The following is an 18,241-nucleotide window of genomic DNA, read 5'->3' on the forward strand; positions in this document are numbered from 1 at the left end:
TCCCCAACATGAAATAAAGAGCCACATTATGTCAGTCGAAATACTACAGCTTTGCCCTTTGATCCCTGCAATGGAGCAAAGCCTGAATGAACAATACGAAGTCCACCGCTGGTTTGAGATTGCGGATCAAAGCGAATTTTTGAATGCCAATGGTAATCGGATTAGAGGCGTCGTCACTGGCGGTCATATAGGTATTCCAAATGAGCTGGCAGATCGCTTGCCCGCACTTGAAATTGTGGCCGTTAACGGTGTTGGTTTTGACAAGGTTGATCTGTCGAAAGCTCGACAACGTGGCTATCGCGTTTCTAACACACCAGATGTTCTCACGACTGATGTAGCTGACACTGCGATTGGTCTCATCATCGCACAGGCTCGCCATATAGCGGCGGCTGACGCGCATGTGCGCAAGGGAGGCTGGTCGAAGTCGGAAATCGGCCTGGGTACGCGCGTAAGTGGGCGGCGCTATGGCATATTTGGTCTCGGTCGCATCGGGAAAGCGATTGCCAAACGATTGGAAGGGTTTGAGGGTAAGATCAGCTATACGGGTCGCGCAAAACAGGTTGTCGGCTATGACTATTATCCAAGTCTGACTGAGCTTGCTAAAAATTGTGATGTGCTGGTGATCGCGGCTGCGGCCAGTGCAGAAACGCGCCATTCGATCGACGCTGCAGTGCTTGCGGCGCTTGGTCCGGATGGTGTTGTGATCAATATTGCACGCGGTTCGCTCGTTGATGAAGGGGCACTGGTCAAGGCTTTGCAACTAGGTCAGCTTGGCGGGGCGGGGTTGGATGTTTTTGAAGATGAGCCCAACGTACCGCTAGAGCTCTATGAGATGTCGAATGTTGTGCTGACACCACATATCGGCAGTGGTACGCATCAGACCCGTAAAGCAATGGCTGATCTGGTGCTGGCGAATTTAAGTGCGCATTTTAGCGGTAAGGAACTGGTGACACCGGTCGTTTAACAAAACACTGACGGAAAAGCGGCCATTGGCCGCTTTTTTATGACAGCTTACCGTCAAGCAGGCGCATCATTTCGGTTGAATCCTTGTCTCCTAATCCTGCTGCACACAGCAGTCGATGGATTTCCACGACCTGACCGGTCATTGGCAACGGAGTTTTGGTTTTCATAGCAAATGCCTGAAGAGAGTCCAGGTCTTTCAGCATGTTGTCTATGCGGCCTGTGGGGCTGTAATCGCGCGCGGCGAATTTGCCCATGAACTCCTGCATAATGTGGTTGTCGGCGCGTCCACCTGCGAGTGCTTCTGGAATAATGATGGGGTTCACCCCCCCAGCTTCTGCAAGCTTTACGGCCTCCGCGACGGCCTGAAATGCTACCGCGCAGAAGAGCTGGTTGATGAGCTTGGTTGTCTGTCCAGCGCCACTTGGTCCCATCAATGTGTAGTTTGCACTAAGATGTTGCATGACGGCAAAGGCGTTATCGAAATCCGCTTTCTCACCACCAGCCATAATAGTCAATTCACCGGTGAGTGCGCGTGGTGCGCCACCTGAAAGTGGGCAATCAACCCATTTCATGCCGGTTTCAGACGCGAGTTGGTTTGCCATTTTCGCAGTCTCAGCTGGATCGATAGAAGACATGTCGATGAGTGTTTTTCCAGCCGTCGCAGAGGTAGCTACTCCGTTCTGGCCGAAAACAACATTACGTACAATATCAGCATGGTTGAGGCTCAGGATAACGAAGTCGCTGTCTTTGGTGGCTTCACCCGGAGATTTCGAGGCTGCTGCTCCTCTTTCGACAAGTTTCGTTATTTTTTCTGTATCAAGGTCAAAAACTCTCACCCGATTATTGGTTTCCAGCAGTCGCGTGGCGATGGCCGTACCCATAATACCCGCACCAATAACTGCGACATCTGATGTCTTATTCATCAATCTTCTCCCATGATTGACGTGAATTCTTTGCTCAAACGCTAGCGGTCATACCGCCATCGACATGAAGCACTTGACCATTGACAAAAGACGAGGCGTTGCTGCTCAGATAAACTGCCGCCCCAACCAACTCTTCAACATTGCCCCAACGACCTGCCGGTGTGCGCTTTTCCAACCAGCCGGTAAACTCGGGATTGTCTACGAGCGCTTGATTGAGTGGTGTCTTGAAGTAGCCTGGCGCAATGGCATTGATCTGTAGACCGTGCTTTGCCCAATCTGTCGCCATGCCGCGTGTCAGATTGCGAACGGCCCCCTTTGTTGCGGTATAAGGTGCGATCGACGGGCGAGCCAATTCGCTTTGTACTGACGCAATGTTTATTATCTTGCCGTGTTTGCGTCCGATCATATGACGCGCCACAGCCTGTCCAACATAGAAGACACTGGAAATATTGGTTTGAAGCAGTTGCTGCCACTTATCTTCCGGGAAATCCTCGAGTGGCGCACGAAACTGCATTCCGGCATTGTTGATGAGAATTTCTATAGCACCTATCTCGCGCTCGATTGCGTTCACACCCGCTTTTACAGCCTCGATGTCGGTGACATCGAATTTGGATACATGTGCTTTATGACCTGCATTGCGAAGGTCTTTTACCGCTGCATCAACTTTGGTCTGATCTCGGCCGTTTATAATCAACTCCGCGCCGTGTTCGGCCAATCCTTTTGCAAGGGCCAATCCAATGCCCTGGCTCGAACCGGTTATCAAAGCCAGTTTGCCCGACAAATCGAACAGCGGAAATGTCATGAGTTCCTCCCGGGTAATATGACGCACGAATGGTGTTTCATGTGATTAGCCTTGCATAAATGTTATCGATAACATATGCAAGCTTCTACAGGGAGGAGCGCATGAAAACTGTTGTCATTCACGCCGCCAAAGACCTTCGGCTTGAAGAGCGTGAAGTCGAGGCCGTTGGGTCGGGCCAGGTTGAGGTTGCCATTCAAGCGGGTGGTATTTGTGGCTCCGATCTCCATTATTACAATCATGGCGGTATCGGTGCCATTCGACTGCGCGAACCGATGATATTGGGGCATGAAGTAGCGGGAGTAATTACCGCGCTGGGCAGTGGTGTGGTTGGTTTGGCGGTTGGCGATCAGGTGGCTGTATCGCCAAGCAGGCCCTGCAATGCTTGCCAATATTGCCTGAAAGGTATGCAGAACCACTGCCTGAATATGCGCTTTTATGGTAGTGCTATGCCGATGCCCCACATTCAGGGGGCGTTTCGCCAGAAGCTGGTTGCTGAGAGCTGGCAGTGTCACAAGGTTGATAACGGCATCTCTATCCATGAGGCGGCATTCGCCGAACCATTAGCCGTTACACTTCATGCTGTGACACGCGCCGGTTCACTGCTGAACAAGCGTGTTCTTGTGACGGGATGTGGGCCAATTGGTGCATTAATCATCATTGCCGCTCGTGCTCACGGCGCTCGCGAAGTGATTGTAACAGATGTCATGGAGCCAGTTCTGAAAAAGGCACGCGAAATTGGGGCCGATCGCACCATCAATGTAGCGGAAGATCCAGAGCAGTTAGCAAACTATGCGGCGAATAAAGGCTATTTCGACATTATGTTTGAGGCATCGGGCAATGAACGTGCCATGCGGGCAGGACTTGAAGTGCTAAAACCTCTTGGCATTTTGGTACAAGTCGGGCTTGGCGGCGATGTATCCATCCCACAAAATATCGTCGTCTCTAAAGAAATTGATATGCGTGGTTCTTTCCGCTTTCACGAAGAGTTCGGCCTCGCGGTTGATATGATTAATCGGAAGGCTGTCGATGTGAAGCCGCTTTTGAGTTCAGTCTATCCGTTGGAAGATGTTCTTGCGGCATTCGAAATTGCGGGTGACAGGAACCAGTCCATGAAAGTTCAACTGGCTTTTTAAATCTATCTCGCGTCAGGCGTGCTGACATAACGGTTCATGCCAATGTTCTTTGATGTGGCGCGGCGATGAATTTCAGCCATGGTTGAATGAAACGCTGCGTTGCGCTGTTCAAGCCTTGCATGTTCTGCCAGATGAGCTGGTACGAGTTCACGGATTTCCGCAAGGATTGCGGCTTCATCAATGGAACACATGCGCCCCCGATTAACGACAATGTCGCCCGCCACCATGACGGTCTCGATTGATGAACCGTTTTCGGCATAAACAAGGTGTTTGGCTACATCATTGAGTGGCATAAAGCTTAACGTTGTCAGGTCGAGTATCAGTAAGTCGGCAGCTTTACCGACTTCAAGCGATCCTGTGATGTCTTCAAGAAGAGCGCTGCGTGCACCATTAATCGTGGCCATTTTGAGAATCTCATCAGCATAGATCCACTGCTTGTAATCCGGGCCGGATACACTGTGTATCAGTCCTGCAACTCGCATGACGTCAAAAATACGTGCGGTATCATTGGAAGAAACACCATCTGTTCCCAGGGCAATGGTGACACCCGCGTCCATCAACTGGCGAATAGGAGCAATGCCGGCACCAAGCTTCTGGTTGGATATTGCGTTATGAGCGACAGAGCATTTTGCAGCGCCCATCAGTTCGATGTCGTGAGGGCTTACCCATACGGAATGTGCGACGGTTGTATTGCGCGAAAGAACGCCAAGGTCATCCATATAGGCGATTAGGCTCTTGCCATAGAGTTCATGGCCGGTGACGGCTTGAGTTTTGGTTTCAAGCACATGAGTATGCAAAGGCACGCGCATCTTGATCGCGAGCTCATGACAAGCCTGCAGCAAATCTGCTGTGCAGCGCTGTGGTGCAGATGGTGCCAGCATAAAATTGAGACGTCCCGCCTTGCCGTGCAGCGTTGAAAATGCGGATTGGCAATAATCAATATAGGCATCGGCGGACATGGGCGGCCCGAAATCGAGCTGTTCTTGCAGAGCAGGCGGCATAACCTCACGCGCATAGGGCAGGGCGTCAAGCGTATGGATATTCATAGCGGCGCTCGAAACATTAGCGCGAATACCCGCATCTTCATATGCTTTGAAAACAGTCGTAAGCCGTGAGAGATCGTGAGTTGGAGGGTCGAAAAAGTCGTCGCAAATTGTAGTGACGCCGTTGCGTAATGACTCGATAGCTAGAAGCAGGCTGCGCAGATAAAGCAATCTTTCGCCAATTACGGGGCCCATCAGCATCGGATATGCGTATAGCAACCAGATTTCGAGTGGCATGCCTTCATATCGCCCTCGGAAAAAGGTCTCGCTGGAATGCGTATGGGCATTAATCAGCCCTGGCATCACCAGACGGTTTTTGCCTTCGATGACGGAAGCATCCGGAGCAGAAGGCAAGTTCTGACCGATAGCTGAAATTTTGCTGCCTTCTATCAGAATGTCGCCCTCGAACGGGCGGCTTCCTTGGTGCGCGCACATTGTAAGAATGGTCGCGTTCCTGATTAGCGTCTGCTTCTGTTTAAAAGTCATGGGCTTATCCTGGTACTTTTACTGATCCCGCAGTTCACTGAAACCGCTGGCTGCTTTTGTGCCACCGCGCAATTGCGTGCTTAGCCAGACACCGACAACTGTGGCGATATAGGGTAGTGCAAGCAGCAGGTCGTGTGGAACACGATTACCAAAGGTAAGCTGCGCCCTGATGCCAAGTGCGCCGGCAATTGCGAAGAAGGCCGCAGCCAGACTTGCACCGATTGGATGTCCCGCACCAAAAATGACTGCTGCGAAGCCCATGAAGCCACGTCCGGCAGTCATGTTCTGGGCAAAGATCTGAAGACTTCCGGCTGCAAGTTCCGCACCAGCTAACGCACACAATACGCCGCCAATCATCAGGGCTACCAGACGCATAATAGCTGGGTTTACACCGACGCTTCGTGCGGCGAAGGGATGTTCACCAGCGGCAGCCAATCGCAATCCAAAGCGAGTACGCCGCAAAGTGACCCACATCGCCAACACAACAAAAGGCATGAGAAGAACAAGGATTGAAAGGGAGCCAAAAGCACCGAAGGCCACACCGATACGCGGAAGCCCAAAGGGGGCACTGATTGCTGCCTGTGTCCCGAAAATCGATTGAACCGCGAGTGCAGTGCCGCCGAGCCCCAAGCCGGTGAGTCCTAGTCCGGCAATGATCTGGTTGGCTTTGAGCTTCTCGACAACAAACCAAAACAGGATTGAACCGATCACGCAGACGATTACAGCACTTAAAAGCGCAAGCCAGATTGATTGTGTGAGCACAATACCAAGAATAGTTGCACAGGCGCCCACAATCATCAGTCCTTCAAGGCCGAGATGCCAGATGCCGGTACGCTGTGCAATAACACCTGCTAGCGTGACGTAAATGAGCGGCGTGCCTGAACGCAGGATAGCGATTACGAAGTCTTCCATATCCGTCCTCCGAGTTTTGCGATCCGGTCGACGACACTGGATTTTGCGGTGATGAAGAGAGCAATGGATGCGTTGATGATGTCGATTGCCGATGAGGGCAAGCCAGCCATGATTGGTAGATAAAGCGCTGCGGATGCCAGTCCGCCAAAGAACAGCGAGACAAAAGCTGTTCCTACGACTGAGAAATTCGCAACAAGCGCAATCAAAATGGCGGTAAATCCATGTCCGGGCAGGAAGCCGCCTGTCAGGCGGCCGTTGGGGCCCATGAACTCAATCGTTCCGGCGAGGCCAGCAAGCGCGCCGCTTAGCAGAAAGCTTGCAAGGCCGATGCGCCATGTTCGTGCTCCTTGCCATTGTACCATGGTAGGATTGCGACCAGCCAGGCCCGAAAGCACGCCAAAGGCTGTACGGTTGACAAGTAACCACATGGCCAGACCAACGATTACAGCGATTGTGATGATTGTTGGTGATAGCCCCAAAGAGTCGCTGATACGATAGGCGCTTGCCAATGGGCGGCTTGACGATTGCTGACCAGTGCCAGATGGATCTTTGAGAGGTCCGGCTGTGACATAGAGCAGGAAAAGTCCGGCGATGAAGTTTCCCATCAGCGTGGTAATGACTTCATCCGTTCCTGATTTCAGACGTAGCAGCCCCGGCCACAGCGCCCAGAGTGCACCACCCGTCATACCCGCAAGAAAACACATGGCAATGAGGATAGGTGCTGGGGCACCGTTAAGCCATTCGGCCATGAATGCGGCCGCGATGGCACCCATGTAAAACTGTCCCTGCGCGCCAATGTTGAAATAGCCGGCGCGGAATGACACCGCAACGCCAACCGCAGTAATGAAGAGTGGTAAACCCCATCGCAAAGCCTGCTGCAACGCCCCGGGCCGAAGGAAGGCGCCCTCAGCAATTGACTGGAACATCAAGCTTGTCGAGTAGCCCGCAGTTTGAAAGATGATACCACACAATATGAGGCCGATCAGAATGAAGATCAGCGCGCGGAAAACGGAGACGAGCCGGTCAATCATTGATGGACTCCTGTCATAGCGGCTCCCACCGCAGCAAGGTCATAGGGCGGACGGAATTCGGCAACAATGCGTCCCGAAAGCATGACGATGACGCGGTCGGAGATATCGAATATTTCATCTAAGTCAGATGAGATGAACAAAAGACCGCAACCGCGAATCCGTGCTTTGCGCATTGAATCCCAAACGAAGGAGGTAGCGCCGATATCAAGGCCGCGTGTTGGCTGCGCAGCAAGTATGAGCCGCGCATCCTGATCCATTTCACGAGAAAGGATTACTTTTTGCGCATTGCCGCCAGAGAGCGAACCTGCCCGCTGACCTACTTCGGAATAACGTACGTCCCATTCTTTGAGCGCCGTGTCGCATTGTTTGCGGATAGCTGACGGGCTGATCGTTGACAACAGTGACTTCTGAAGGAGGCTACGTGCTGCCCAGTTTTCCCAGAGTGAACTGGTCAGGCTTAAGCCTTCGACATTGCGTTCAAAAGGAATAATACGCAGACCCGCACTGCGTCTTGCAGCAAGCGGCGCGGCGGTCAAATCCTGGTTGTCGATGATGATATTGCCGTCAACCACGTCGGCCATCGCGGCAATTGCGCGAACAAGTGTGCGTTGTCCATTGCCTTCCACGCCTGCCACGCCGATAATTTCGCCAGAACGAATGTCGAGACTGACCTGATCGAGCGCGGGGCCTTCTGAATCTGGTCGCGTTGAAACCTTGGTCATGCGCAGTATCGGCGCGCTGCCCTGATCCACAGCTGGTTGATGCATATGGGGCGTTATGTTTGTGCCTGTGAGGGCAGCCTTGTCGTCAGCATTAAGCTTTTTTGCAGCAGCTGATCCGATAATCAGTTCGGCCAGCTTATCGGCATCAATGCCGTCGCATGGTAGCGGTCCATCGACGAGCTTACCGCCGCGTAACACCGTGACCGTATCTGCAATTGCCAGAACTTCTCTGATTTTGTGCAAAATAAGGATAACGGTCACACCGCGTTCTTTCAGACGGCGTACACGCTCGAATAATTTGTCTGCGCCTTCAGGTGAAAGAACTGCTGTGGGTTCATCGAGGATGAGAAGTTTTGCGTCGGAAACAAGGGCGCGAGCGATTTCAACGCCTTGCTGCGTCTCGACCGGAAGATCGCGGATCCGTTGTCGGGCTTTAACCTTTACATCGAGCGCGTCGAGATGTGGTTGCCAGCGTTTTTCCAGTTGGGCTTTGGAAAACAGGATTCCACCTTCTGCACCGAACTGCATGGCTTCTGCCACAGTGAAAGAGGGTGGTAGTGCAAAGCTTTGATGAACCAGTTCGACACCGGAGCGTCGTGCATCTTTAACATTGCCTCCCAGGAGTGGGCGGCCGCCGATCTTAAGTTCTCCGGAACTGGGGCGGACAAGGCCAGCCAGCACTCTGGCGAAGGTCGTCTTTCCGGCGCCGTTCTGGCCGACAACGGCGTGGATTTTTCCACGCTCGAAGACGACGCCGACATCGGAGAGCGCAATGATGGAACCATATCGAACGGTTACATCATTGCATTCAAATATTGGAGGGCTGGCCTTGTTCATAGCAGCATGTTCTCGTCACAGATCAGAGCGTTGTGTTGAACGGGACTTTGAGAGATCCATCGAGGATCGCTGCACGCGCTGCGGCGATTTCCGGTTCGATTTCCTTTACCTTGGCGACGAGATCCGCGGGTCCCTGTTCTGCAAACAGTGGTGAAGGTATAAAGTCGATCACGCCTGTTCCCAGCCCGGTGTGTTCATGTGTGCCACCAGCAAAATTATCGCCAACAGCTTTGGTCACCTCGTTGTAAAGCGAGTTGCCGAAGTCCAGCCCGACGATGGAAACAACGTTCTTCGGGCCTTGCGGGAACTGCGCCGGATCAAGCACGCTCACGAGGCGGCCTTCTCCTTCCTTCGCGGCGGCAATGATACCGAAATCGGTTGCGGCAGCGTCGGTTTGGATGAAATCAATGCCGCTTGAATACATTTGCGTTGCGATTTCCTGCCCCTTCGCCGGGTCCTGAAACGAGCCTGCAAAGGCAACCGCAACCGATGCATCGGGCCGGACCGACAGTGCACCTGCCTTGAACGCATTATAGTCAGCATTGATCGGCGGAATAGATACACCGCCAATAAAGCCAAGTTTGCCGGATTTGCTCATACGTGCTGCAAAAATACCCGACAGATAGCAGCCAAGATAATAGTCGTAAGAGACGGTTACGACATTTGGGATTGCAGGTTCAAACGGATCGGCGAAAAGCTGAACCCATTTGGTGTTCGGATAAGACGGTGCGAGCGCTTTGAAAGGTTCCGCAACTTCATTGAATGTCGAAACGATCACTGAAGCGCCAGCATCACCAAGTGTGCGGAAAATGGTTTCATAGGTTGCGGGATCCTGCGCATAGACGGCGCGCGACTGAAAGCCATGTTCGTCCGCAAGTTGCTTGAGCTTAGCGATCATCGAATCTACGGCGCTTGCGTCACCTGCGGCTTGCGTGTGCACGAGTGCGACGAGGCCACCAGCGGCGTGTGCAGCTGCCGTTAAAAGGCCGCTGGTCATGCTGAACGCTGCCAGGCCCGCAGTGGTCTTGAGGAAATTTCTGCGGTCGATTGATCGACGCAGAAGATTGAGTTCTGTTGAATTTCTGTTTGTCATGTTCCCATTTCCTTGCTCTGGAAGTTCGGTATCAGTTTTTTATTGGGGCGGCTTTTATGCCGCCCTTGGTTTTGCAGCTGCCCAATCGCAGCCGAATGATTTATGCGCCGGGCGAAAACGATGCCGGGTTCATAATCATCACATCCTGCGTCTGAATTGCATCGAGCGCCCAGACACCTGCAATGAAGCTTTGCCATTCCGGGTCCGCATACATGGCCGCACGTCGCGCTTCACGATCGGCGAGGCTGTCATAGCGCCACATTAAAACAGTGCGGTGCAGATGACCGATCTCGCTGACGTAAAGGCCGAGAAACGTGTTGAGGTGCCGCTTCTGGATCGGCAAGCCTTCGGTTTCATACTTTTTGAGCCAGCCATCGACAGTGCCTGGCTTGAATGTATATGTGCGATGTTCGACAATCACAGGGAGGCCTCCTTGAGAATGAATTCGGCAGCGCGCTCGCCGATCATGATCGCCGGAGCATTGGTGTTGCCGCTGGATATAATCGGCATGATTGATGCGTCTGCGACGCGCAGCCCTTCAATGCCGTGGACTTTTAATCGAGCATCGACCACAGACATCGGGTCGTTACCCATCTTGCAGGTGCCAACGGGATGGAACGTTGTCATTGCATTGGCACGTAGCCATTTGATGAGTTCGGCATCGCTTTCGACGGCTGGCCCTGGTGCGAGTTCCTTGCCGCGATATTTGTCGAATGCTTTCTGCTGGATAATGTCGCGTGTCATACGTATCGCGTTGATCATCGTGCGAATGTCGAACTCGGTCTGAAGGTAGTTTGCGTTAATGCGTGGACGATCTGCCGGATCGGCAGAACGCAAACGGATTTCGCCGCGGCTTTCCGGATTTACCGGACCGACACGCAATGAGAAGCCGTGATTGGCTTCAACACGCTCCTTCTTGAACGGGTTGGGAAAGTGCAGATTTGCAGTCTTTTCCAGTGCGGGCATAAAGTGAAGCTGGATATCAGGTGCCGCCAGATCGGTGCGCGATTTGACGAATGCGCCTGCTTCGTAAGGGAAGGTTGTGGTGATACCTTCCCCAAACAACATACCCTGAATGACGGACCATGTGAGCTTGTCGGCTCGCAGATCAGAATAAAGCGTGACCGGTTCGCGGCATTCATAGGCCATGACGCAATCGACATGATCCTGAAGGTTTTTGCCAACGCCCGGCAGATCCTGAACAACATGAATATTGTGTTGCGTTAGTTCGTCTGCAGCGCCAATGCCGGAAAGCATAAGGATTTGCGGTGAGTTGACGACGCCGGCCGAGAGGATCACCTCCCGGTTTGCATGAGTCCTGATGACATTGCCTTTGCGCGCGTATTCGACGCCGATCGCGCGGCCATTCTCAATAAGAATGCGCCTTGTATGCGCCCGCGTAACGATGGTGAGATTGGGCCGCGACTTTGCAGGGCGCAGGAAAGCATAGGCAGTTGAACAGCGCTTGCCTTTGGTGATGGTGAAATCATAGCGACCAAAACCCTCCTGTTCTGCACCGTTGAAGTCATCATTGAGTGGGTAGCCTGCTTGCTCGCCTGCTTCGTTGAAAACATTCAGCAGTCCGTTCCAGCCCCGCGCGCGGCAGACGGTAAGTTCGCCTTCGGTACTATGAAAGGCATCCTTGCGTTGCACATGGGTTTCGGAACGAAGAAATGCTGGTAACACTTCGTCATAAGACCAGCCGTTAGCGCCCATTTGCGCCCAGCGATCATAATCATGGCGATTACCGCGCACATAGATCATGCCATTGATGGTGGAGGTCCCACCAAGCACTTTGCCACGCGGCCAATAGAGCGAGCGCCCATTAAGATGAGGTTCGGGTTCGGTATGGTAATGCCAATTATAGATGCCTGAGTGAAAGAGTTTTCCCATCAGCATTGGAAGGCGAAACAAGGGGTTCAGGTCGCGGCCGCCTGCTTCGAGCAATAATACTTTATTGGCAGGATCGGCCGAAAGACGGTTTGCAAGCACGCAGCCTGCCGAACCGGCACCAATGATTATGTAATCGAATGTCTTGGTTGCGGCCATATTACCAAGCAATGGGTTTGGAACCCATTTCCTCTAGAAAATTGTTGCAAAGAATGAATGGGTTGGGGAGCGCCAGAACTTCATCGGCCCGCGCCGGGTGCTCACGCAGAACACAGCGCACATTGCCGCCAATGGTTTCGTCAATGCCTGCCAGTTTGAGTGCCTGTGCCGCGGCATCACCAAAACATAGAAACACCAATGGTTTTCCGCGCGCAGCAAGTAAACGGAGCGTTTTAACGATCAGCGGACGCCAAAGCACGAGATGTCCCTGAGATTGATGTGGGTCGATATCCACCTTGAAACGCGTAAGCGTTAGCGACGCGTTAAGAAGCAGTGCGCCTTCGTTAACCCACCGATCTGCAATCTCGGAAGGCTGTTCCAGCTCCACCGCACCATTTTCTATTGCCTCCAAAGTCTTTGGCCAATCGGCGAAGCTTCGTGCATAGGACAAGTCGCCTGTGCGAGCTGCGATTATCTGCTGGGTGTGTGCGCGGATACTTTTGGAAAACATCTTGTCTAGCTCGTTCCAGCCCGCGAGGTTACCCGCCTCAAACGCCCGTCCGGTGGCAAAGCCCGGTTCAGGATAAGGATCCTGTCCCAGAACGACGCAACGAACGCTGTCAGGCAAAATGCCATCAAATGCGCGAAGGCAATGTGTGCCTTGAGGCATTCCCGGAAAATGCTTTCCACGACGAACGGGAAAAATCGGCTCCCAGATTTCCAGTTCGAGCTCAGGCGAAATGCCATCGAAATCAAGGGTGACATTACCGAGGAACGAACGCCAGGGTTCGCTCAGATCGGCAGGCCATTCCGCCAGAAATTCCTCCATTGCAGCTTTTAACCGCACAGTCATTCGCACCCTCCCCAAGGTTGCGTGGTCAGGAAATTTCAAGAACCTGACCGTTTTGTCAGCTTTTTATGAAAAGAAGTTGACCATTTTGTCAACTTCTTTTTTATTGGTGCTTCGATTCCAAAGGTCCCGTAGAGTTGTTTAGTCAGACTTGTGTCGAGCCTTTGATTGAACGAACGTTAATGACCGGGGCGAATGAACCGGGAAAAGATATTTGGAAATAATGGGATAACCAATGGTAGACCAAAGCAGATCGATTGAGATGGAGCCAGAAAACCAAGTGGCTTCGGATGAGCCGATCAGAGCGCGAAACGTTCTTAAAATTCTCACTGCCGCTGTTGAGATTTTTTCTCGCAAGGGCCTTGATGGTGCACGTATCGTTGAGATTGCAAAGGCTTCGGGACTGCCAAAGGGAAATGTCTATTATTATTTCTCGTCCAAAGAAGAGATTTATAATGCTGCTATAGACCGGCTGATCCACAGCTGGGATGATGCTTTCAGACACATATCAGCCGAACGTGAACCGGCTGAGGCGATCGAAGCTTATGTTCGTGCGAAGCTTAATCATGCGTGGGAAAATGCAGCGGAAACGCGACTTTTTGCCAATGAGATTCTGCAGGGTGCAGAACATCTCTCTACAGATGCCCGAGAACACATGCGTAGGGTCACCTCAGAAAAAGCGGGCGTGATCGATGCATGGGCTGCTGCGGGTAAAATTGTGCCTGTTGATGCGCGTCATCTTTTCATTTTGCTTTGGTCTGCGACGCAATTTTATGTCGAGTTTGAAGCTCTCGCCTGTGATGCACTCGATGTCAGTCAGCTGGAAGAAGGTGATTATGCGAAAGCTGCCAAGACAATAACCGAGACGATTCTACGCGGGCTCATAGTCAGATAAAGAGCATTTGGAGCTGATCACAACAGCGCCAAATGCCTAATTTATCGGGGCAGCTTAGTACTTTTGCTGGCTGAGTGTGTCGCGCAATTCCAACATATCTGTACAAACTTCCTCCAGATCAGCGACTTCGAAGCCGTCTGCATAGCTGAAACCATGACGAGTAAGAGCGGTCTTTAAGTCGCCGGTATATTCAACACGACCATTTCTAATGATAAGCCCTTTTTCTTCTTCGAAAGAGGCATTCCAAGCAATGGCTTCTTGTTCGGTAACACTGTGTGGCAGGTTCAAGTGTAAAACTCTGTCTTGGAGTTTTACGGGGTAGCCGCCCGGCAAGCCATTCGGACCAGGCACATGGCCAGTCCATGGTTTGTTTGCTGCATAGGCGGCAATGAGTGTGACACCGCTTGCGCCTGATATTTCAATTGCCGGTTCAGTTGTAAGCTTGACACCTTCAAATTCTTTGAAGACGTCTGCTACTTCGTTGCCATCGATGAAGACGCGACAAGGGCGAGTTCCCACTCGCTCCGACGACGGCCTGCGCCATGCTGCGAGATTCTGATAATGTGCTATCACTTGAATGCGGGCCTGGTCTGTGATTCCTTTTGCGCCCGCAAAAACATTTGAGAGAATGGCGACATTGCCTGTGCCGCTCAAAACGTTGAAACCAAGTGCTGAGATGATGCCGTTCACGACGTCGGGAAAGCCACAATTAATCAACGCAGTTTCAGGTGAAAACTTACTGATAGAGCGTGCCATGCGGCTTGAAATGAGCGCCTGAAATACTGCTGTCGCTGAAAGTCCACCTTCAGCGACAAGCGCTGTCCATTGGTTGCCAGTATCGGAAATAACGCTGGAAGTCTGAATAGAGGCACCTTGCACAGCTATGGTCGGTCGCGTATCTGCGATCAGCTGCTCTGTTGCCCCTTCCTTCACCAGATCGATCTCATAAGTATCGAAAGTGATAGGTTTGCTGAACATGGAGGCGCGTGCATTGCACGCTGTCTTAAGCCACATGAGACGATCACGGTTGCGGCCGGCGATCACTACATGCAGGGGTTCCTGAGATGTAGCGGCAAGGTCTAACGCAATGCGACCCGAAAAAGCACCCGTGCCGGAAATCAGAATGTCGGTCTTCGGTTTCTCGACTGGTGAAGCCATGGTGTTGTTCCTCCCTTTTATTGATTGAGTCTATCCCAGACCTTGACGCCGTCGTTTGGCAACTTGTGTTTCATGATGCGTTGGCTGGGTGTTCGTTCGAACGAACTGACGAATGCGATGTAACGGGGCAGCTGATAATGTGCGAGACGGCTTCTCAGCCAGTCGTTTAACCCATGAGCATCAGGGATGCTTCCGCTCTTAAGCTGGACAAAAAGCTTGATATCCTGCTCACCGATCTCGGCTGCAACGCCGATCATCGCGCAGTCTTCTACATCTGGATGATCAGCGACCACATGCTCGACTTCCCAAGCGGAAACATTTTCGCCTTTGCAACGCACGCTATCGGTCATGCGCCCGTGGAAGAAAAGGTTGCCATCTTCATCCCATGATCCAAGATCACCGGTAAAAAAGCCTTCGGCGCGCAATGCCTTGGCAGTTGCTTCGGGGTTGCGGTAATAGCCGGGAAAAATAGCGCCATCGATGGAAGCGTTGACGACAATTTCGCCTTTCCCCTGTCTGACGATCGCACCATGCTCGTCAATGAGTTTGACTGTAAACCATGGAACTGTGCGCCCGACTGAACCAACAACACCCCTGTCATTGAATGTGGTAAGGCTCGAGGCTTCGGTCATGCCGTAGCACTCACGGATTTGCACACCGAAGCGTTCTTCGAATGCGCGCCACACTTCGATGGCACAACCACCACCCCATGCAATCCGCACGTTATGATCGCGATCTTTCTCCGATACTGGTTGTTTCAAAAGGATTTGAACTATGCCGCCGAGATGGTGGATATGCGTCGATCCCGCCTGTCGCAGTTCATCCCAAAAGCGGCTTGCACTAAAACGATCGGAGATGGTGAGGGTGACATTGCGCACCAATGGCAGAAGTAAAACCTGAGCACCACCAATGTGGAAGAATGGCTCCCACATGTAAAAATTGTCGTGATCCTTAGCGTCTGAACAAACTGCTACAGCTTCTGCTGCCAACCGCAACATTCTGTGTGTCACCAACACGCCCTTTGCAGGGCCAGTTGTGCCCGACGTGTACATGATTGCAGCGACATCGTCGGCAGTAGGCAGTTTTGCCACAAACTCTACTGCAGCATCTAAATCTGGCATTGCTTGATTATCAATTTCTACGACGTTCGGTAAATTCGAAACACCGCAATCGGTGATAATTGGGTAATATTCGCTGTCGGCAACAATCAGTGCAGGCTGACTATGGCTAATAATGTACTCGAGCCCAGCCCCTTTAAGTGCCGTGTTGACCGGTACCCAGGATGCGCCCGAGCGGGTTATCGCATAGATGATAGCTAAAGCAGCGGGGCTGTTGCGCATCATCACTGCCACACGGTCCTTTGGCTTGATGCCGCTGTCACGCAGTTTTTGAGCGAAGATTGCTGAGGCGTTTTCGAGCTTTGCAAAGCTGATGTCGCCGGTCGGGTGTCGCGCAAAAAGTTGTTCAGGTGTTTTTGCCGCTTTCTCAAGCAGAAGGTCGATATAAGTATGGGAGGTCAGCATGGTCTCTAAACCTGTAAATCTGGATTATCTCGTCCCAGGCTGTCGGCCTCATAAAGAAGGCCAACAGCCGAGAAAGAATTTGGGAGAATGTTTCGAAATTTAGAAAGCTCAACTCCGCTTCAGCTTATCAGCGAGCAGCAGTATCACCGTGACGATAGTCAGAACCACAACTGATACTGCAGCCAATGTTGGGTTGAGCTGGAGGATCATGTCGTCCCACATCTGTTTTGGCAGCGTCGATTTCAGTCCACCACTTACGAAGATCGCGATTGTGAGTTCGTCAAAGGACGTGACAAAAGCAAACAGAAACGCTGAAACAATGCCACCACTGATCAGTGGAACTGTGATGAGACGTAAGGTCTGGAAGCGACCGGCACCCAGCGACTGAGCTGCTTGGTCAAGTCGCCAGTCATAACTCTTTAAAACCGCTGCAATTGCGACAAAGGTGAAAGGAATAGAGAGGACAGTGTGGCCGATTACCAATCCTGTATTAGTTGCCACTAGCCCGATTTGGGCGAAAAGATAGAAGAGGCCGACAGCGATAACGATCCGCGGAACAATCATCGGTGCAAGCATGAAGGCGAAGATCAATCCACTCCAGCGTGACCGCGAGCGCGCAACAGCAAGTGCCGCAAATCCACCAATGAGCGTTGCAAGGATAGCCGTAACGAAGGCGACGCCAAATGATCGTATAGTGGCGGAAGTCCAGATTGGAGAATTGAAGTAGGTCTCGAACCATCGAAGACTATAGCCGGGTGGTGGGAACTCTAGAAAGTTAGAACTAGTAAAGGCAATCGGGATAACCAGCAGTGTCGGAGCAATCAAGAACAGCAAAACAGCGGTCACATAAGCCGGCAGAACGCGCAGACGTGATGGTAGATGATCGCTGAAGATCGCCGTTACACTTGCAAGCTTTTCGAGAAAAAAAAGTCCCCAGCGACGCAAAATTCCATCCGACGATGCATCACGGGTTCCTGCACCTGATGAAAGCGAAGACAAACCAAAGAGATGGTTATAAATCCAGCATGCAAGCATGGCTGTAACAAGCAACATGGTGGCAAGCACACCTGCAAAAGCCCAATTTACCAACTCCTGCACTTGTACGATGATCAACTGTGCCAACATTGTCTGTTGACGACCACCCAGGAATGCCGGAACGATAAAGAAGCCGAGTGATGTAATGAAGGTGAGCAAACCACCTGCGGCCATACCCGGAATGGACAAGGGGAAATAGACCATCCAAAAGCGATGTGAATTACCTGCTCCAAGAGTTCCTGCTGCTTGGCCAAGCCTGCGATCAATGCCCGCCATAACAGGCATCATTGTGAGAACGGCGAGCGGCATCATGGCATGAACCATGCCGACAATGACGCCAAACTCATTATACATCAGCGGTAGCGGTCCGCTTATGAGACCTGCACCATTGAGTAGACGGTTTAGAATGCCATCATTGCCAAGAAGTAGCATCCAAGAAAATGTCTTGACGAGGTAGCTGGTCCAGAATGGGACAAGGACCAGAAGGAGCATCTGATTGCGGCGGCTTTCTTTGAGGCCAGACAACCAATAAGCGAGAGGATATCCCAACAGGAGAGAGAATAAAGCAGTCAGCGCCGCTATACGGAATGTAATACTCAGAATGCGCCAGTAAACTTCTCTATCGACCAGTTTGGCATAATGCAGGGTCGTCAGACTGCCGTCTGCATCTTGTACGCTCAATGCCAAGAGCCGAAACACCGGCACAAGAAAAAAAATGCAAAGAAAGGCAATCGCAGGTAGCGCGAGCCACAAAGGACCAAACCTGAATGGGCCTGATCTCAGGAA

At 52.0% G+C, this 18,241-nt stretch carries 16 protein-coding genes; 3 read left to right on the forward strand and 13 right to left on the reverse strand.

The features are described from left to right. The first annotated feature begins 28 nt into the window (after window positions 1-28). Window positions 29-964, forward strand: a complete 936-nt coding sequence (locus ABWV94_RS21125) for a 2-hydroxyacid dehydrogenase (RefSeq protein ID WP_353415251.1) — start codon at window positions 29-31, stop codon at window positions 962-964. Between the two features lie 37 nt (window positions 965-1,001). Here ABWV94_RS21125 and ABWV94_RS21130 read toward each other — a convergent pair whose 3' ends face one another. Next, entirely contained in the window at window positions 1,002-1,886 is an 885-nt protein-coding gene (locus ABWV94_RS21130; protein ID WP_353415252.1) for an NAD(P)-dependent oxidoreductase, read from the reverse strand. Between the two features lie 34 nt (window positions 1,887-1,920). Next, window positions 1,921-2,688 carry an SDR family oxidoreductase gene (locus ABWV94_RS21135; RefSeq protein ID WP_353415253.1) on the reverse strand — a complete coding sequence of 256 codons (768 nt, stop codon included), beginning with the start codon at window positions 2,686-2,688 and terminating at the stop codon, window positions 1,921-1,923. A gap of 101 nt (window positions 2,689-2,789) precedes the next feature. Between ABWV94_RS21135 and ABWV94_RS21140 the strand changes: the two genes are divergently transcribed. Then, window positions 2,790-3,821 carry an L-idonate 5-dehydrogenase gene (locus ABWV94_RS21140; RefSeq protein ID WP_353415254.1) on the forward strand — a complete coding sequence of 344 codons (1,032 nt, stop codon included), beginning with the start codon at window positions 2,790-2,792 and terminating at the stop codon, window positions 3,819-3,821. A gap of 2 nt (window positions 3,822-3,823) precedes the next feature. Here the strand turns inward: ABWV94_RS21140 and ABWV94_RS21145 are convergent, their stop codons facing one another. The 8 genes from ABWV94_RS21145 to ABWV94_RS21180 form a co-directional block, all read right to left on the reverse strand. Continuing rightward, window positions 3,824-5,350, reverse strand: a complete 1,527-nt coding sequence (locus ABWV94_RS21145) for an amidohydrolase family protein (protein ID WP_353415255.1) — start codon at window positions 5,348-5,350, stop codon at window positions 3,824-3,826. An 18-nt stretch (window positions 5,351-5,368) separates the two neighbouring features. After that, window positions 5,369-6,262: an ABC transporter permease gene (locus ABWV94_RS21150; protein WP_353415256.1), complete on the reverse strand. Its 894-nt coding sequence runs from the start codon at window positions 6,260-6,262 to the stop codon at window positions 5,369-5,371. Continuing rightward, on the reverse strand, window positions 6,247-7,293 hold the full coding sequence (locus ABWV94_RS21155) for an ABC transporter permease (protein WP_353415257.1): 1,047 nt from the start codon (window positions 7,291-7,293) through the stop codon (window positions 6,247-6,249). The genes ABWV94_RS21150 and ABWV94_RS21155 overlap by 16 nt, the downstream gene beginning before the upstream one ends. Beyond that, window positions 7,290-8,852 (reverse strand): ABC transporter ATP-binding protein, encoded by a 1,563-nt coding sequence (locus tag ABWV94_RS21160; RefSeq protein WP_353415258.1) that lies wholly within the window; start codon window positions 8,850-8,852, stop codon window positions 7,290-7,292. The genes ABWV94_RS21155 and ABWV94_RS21160 overlap by 4 nt, the downstream gene beginning before the upstream one ends. A gap of 22 nt (window positions 8,853-8,874) precedes the next feature. Continuing rightward, window positions 8,875-9,900: a BMP family ABC transporter substrate-binding protein gene (locus ABWV94_RS21165; protein ID WP_502905205.1), complete on the reverse strand. Its 1,026-nt coding sequence runs from the start codon at window positions 9,898-9,900 to the stop codon at window positions 8,875-8,877. Window positions 9,901-10,045: 145 nt separating this feature from the next. Next, window positions 10,046-10,366, reverse strand: a complete 321-nt coding sequence (locus tag ABWV94_RS21170; protein ID WP_007880025.1) for an NIPSNAP family protein — start codon at window positions 10,364-10,366, stop codon at window positions 10,046-10,048. Further along, window positions 10,363-11,994 carry a GMC family oxidoreductase gene (locus ABWV94_RS21175; protein WP_079213599.1) on the reverse strand — a complete coding sequence of 544 codons (1,632 nt, stop codon included), beginning with the start codon at window positions 11,992-11,994 and terminating at the stop codon, window positions 10,363-10,365. Before ABWV94_RS21175 ends, ABWV94_RS21170 begins: the two co-directional genes overlap by 4 nt. A gap of 1 nt (window position 11,995) precedes the next feature. Next, window positions 11,996-12,847, reverse strand: a complete 852-nt coding sequence (locus tag ABWV94_RS21180) for a uracil-DNA glycosylase family protein (RefSeq protein ID WP_079213600.1) — start codon at window positions 12,845-12,847, stop codon at window positions 11,996-11,998. Between the two features lie 232 nt (window positions 12,848-13,079). Here ABWV94_RS21180 and ABWV94_RS21185 point away from each other — a divergent pair, with 232 nt between their 5' ends. Next, window positions 13,080-13,739 carry a TetR/AcrR family transcriptional regulator gene (locus ABWV94_RS21185; RefSeq protein WP_353415260.1) on the forward strand — a complete coding sequence of 220 codons (660 nt, stop codon included), beginning with the start codon at window positions 13,080-13,082 and terminating at the stop codon, window positions 13,737-13,739. Window positions 13,740-13,793: 54 nt separating this feature from the next. Here the strand turns inward: ABWV94_RS21185 and ABWV94_RS21190 are convergent, their stop codons facing one another. The 3 genes from ABWV94_RS21190 to ABWV94_RS21200 form a co-directional block, all read right to left on the reverse strand. After that, window positions 13,794-14,897 carry a hypothetical protein gene (locus ABWV94_RS21190; protein WP_353415261.1) on the reverse strand — a complete coding sequence of 368 codons (1,104 nt, stop codon included), beginning with the start codon at window positions 14,895-14,897 and terminating at the stop codon, window positions 13,794-13,796. A gap of 17 nt (window positions 14,898-14,914) precedes the next feature. Next, window positions 14,915-16,420 (reverse strand): class I adenylate-forming enzyme family protein, encoded by a 1,506-nt coding sequence (locus tag ABWV94_RS21195; RefSeq protein WP_353415262.1) that lies wholly within the window; start codon window positions 16,418-16,420, stop codon window positions 14,915-14,917. Window positions 16,421-16,528: 108 nt separating this feature from the next. Further along, window positions 16,529-18,136: an ABC transporter permease subunit gene (locus ABWV94_RS21200; RefSeq protein ID WP_353415263.1), complete on the reverse strand. Its 1,608-nt coding sequence runs from the start codon at window positions 18,134-18,136 to the stop codon at window positions 16,529-16,531. Window positions 18,137-18,241: the final 105 nt, after the last annotated feature.

The sequence above is a fragment of the Brucella sp. NBRC 12953 genome (assembly GCF_040369775.1).
GTDB classification, from domain to species: Bacteria; Pseudomonadota; Alphaproteobacteria; order Rhizobiales; family Rhizobiaceae; genus Brucella; species Brucella pseudogrignonensis.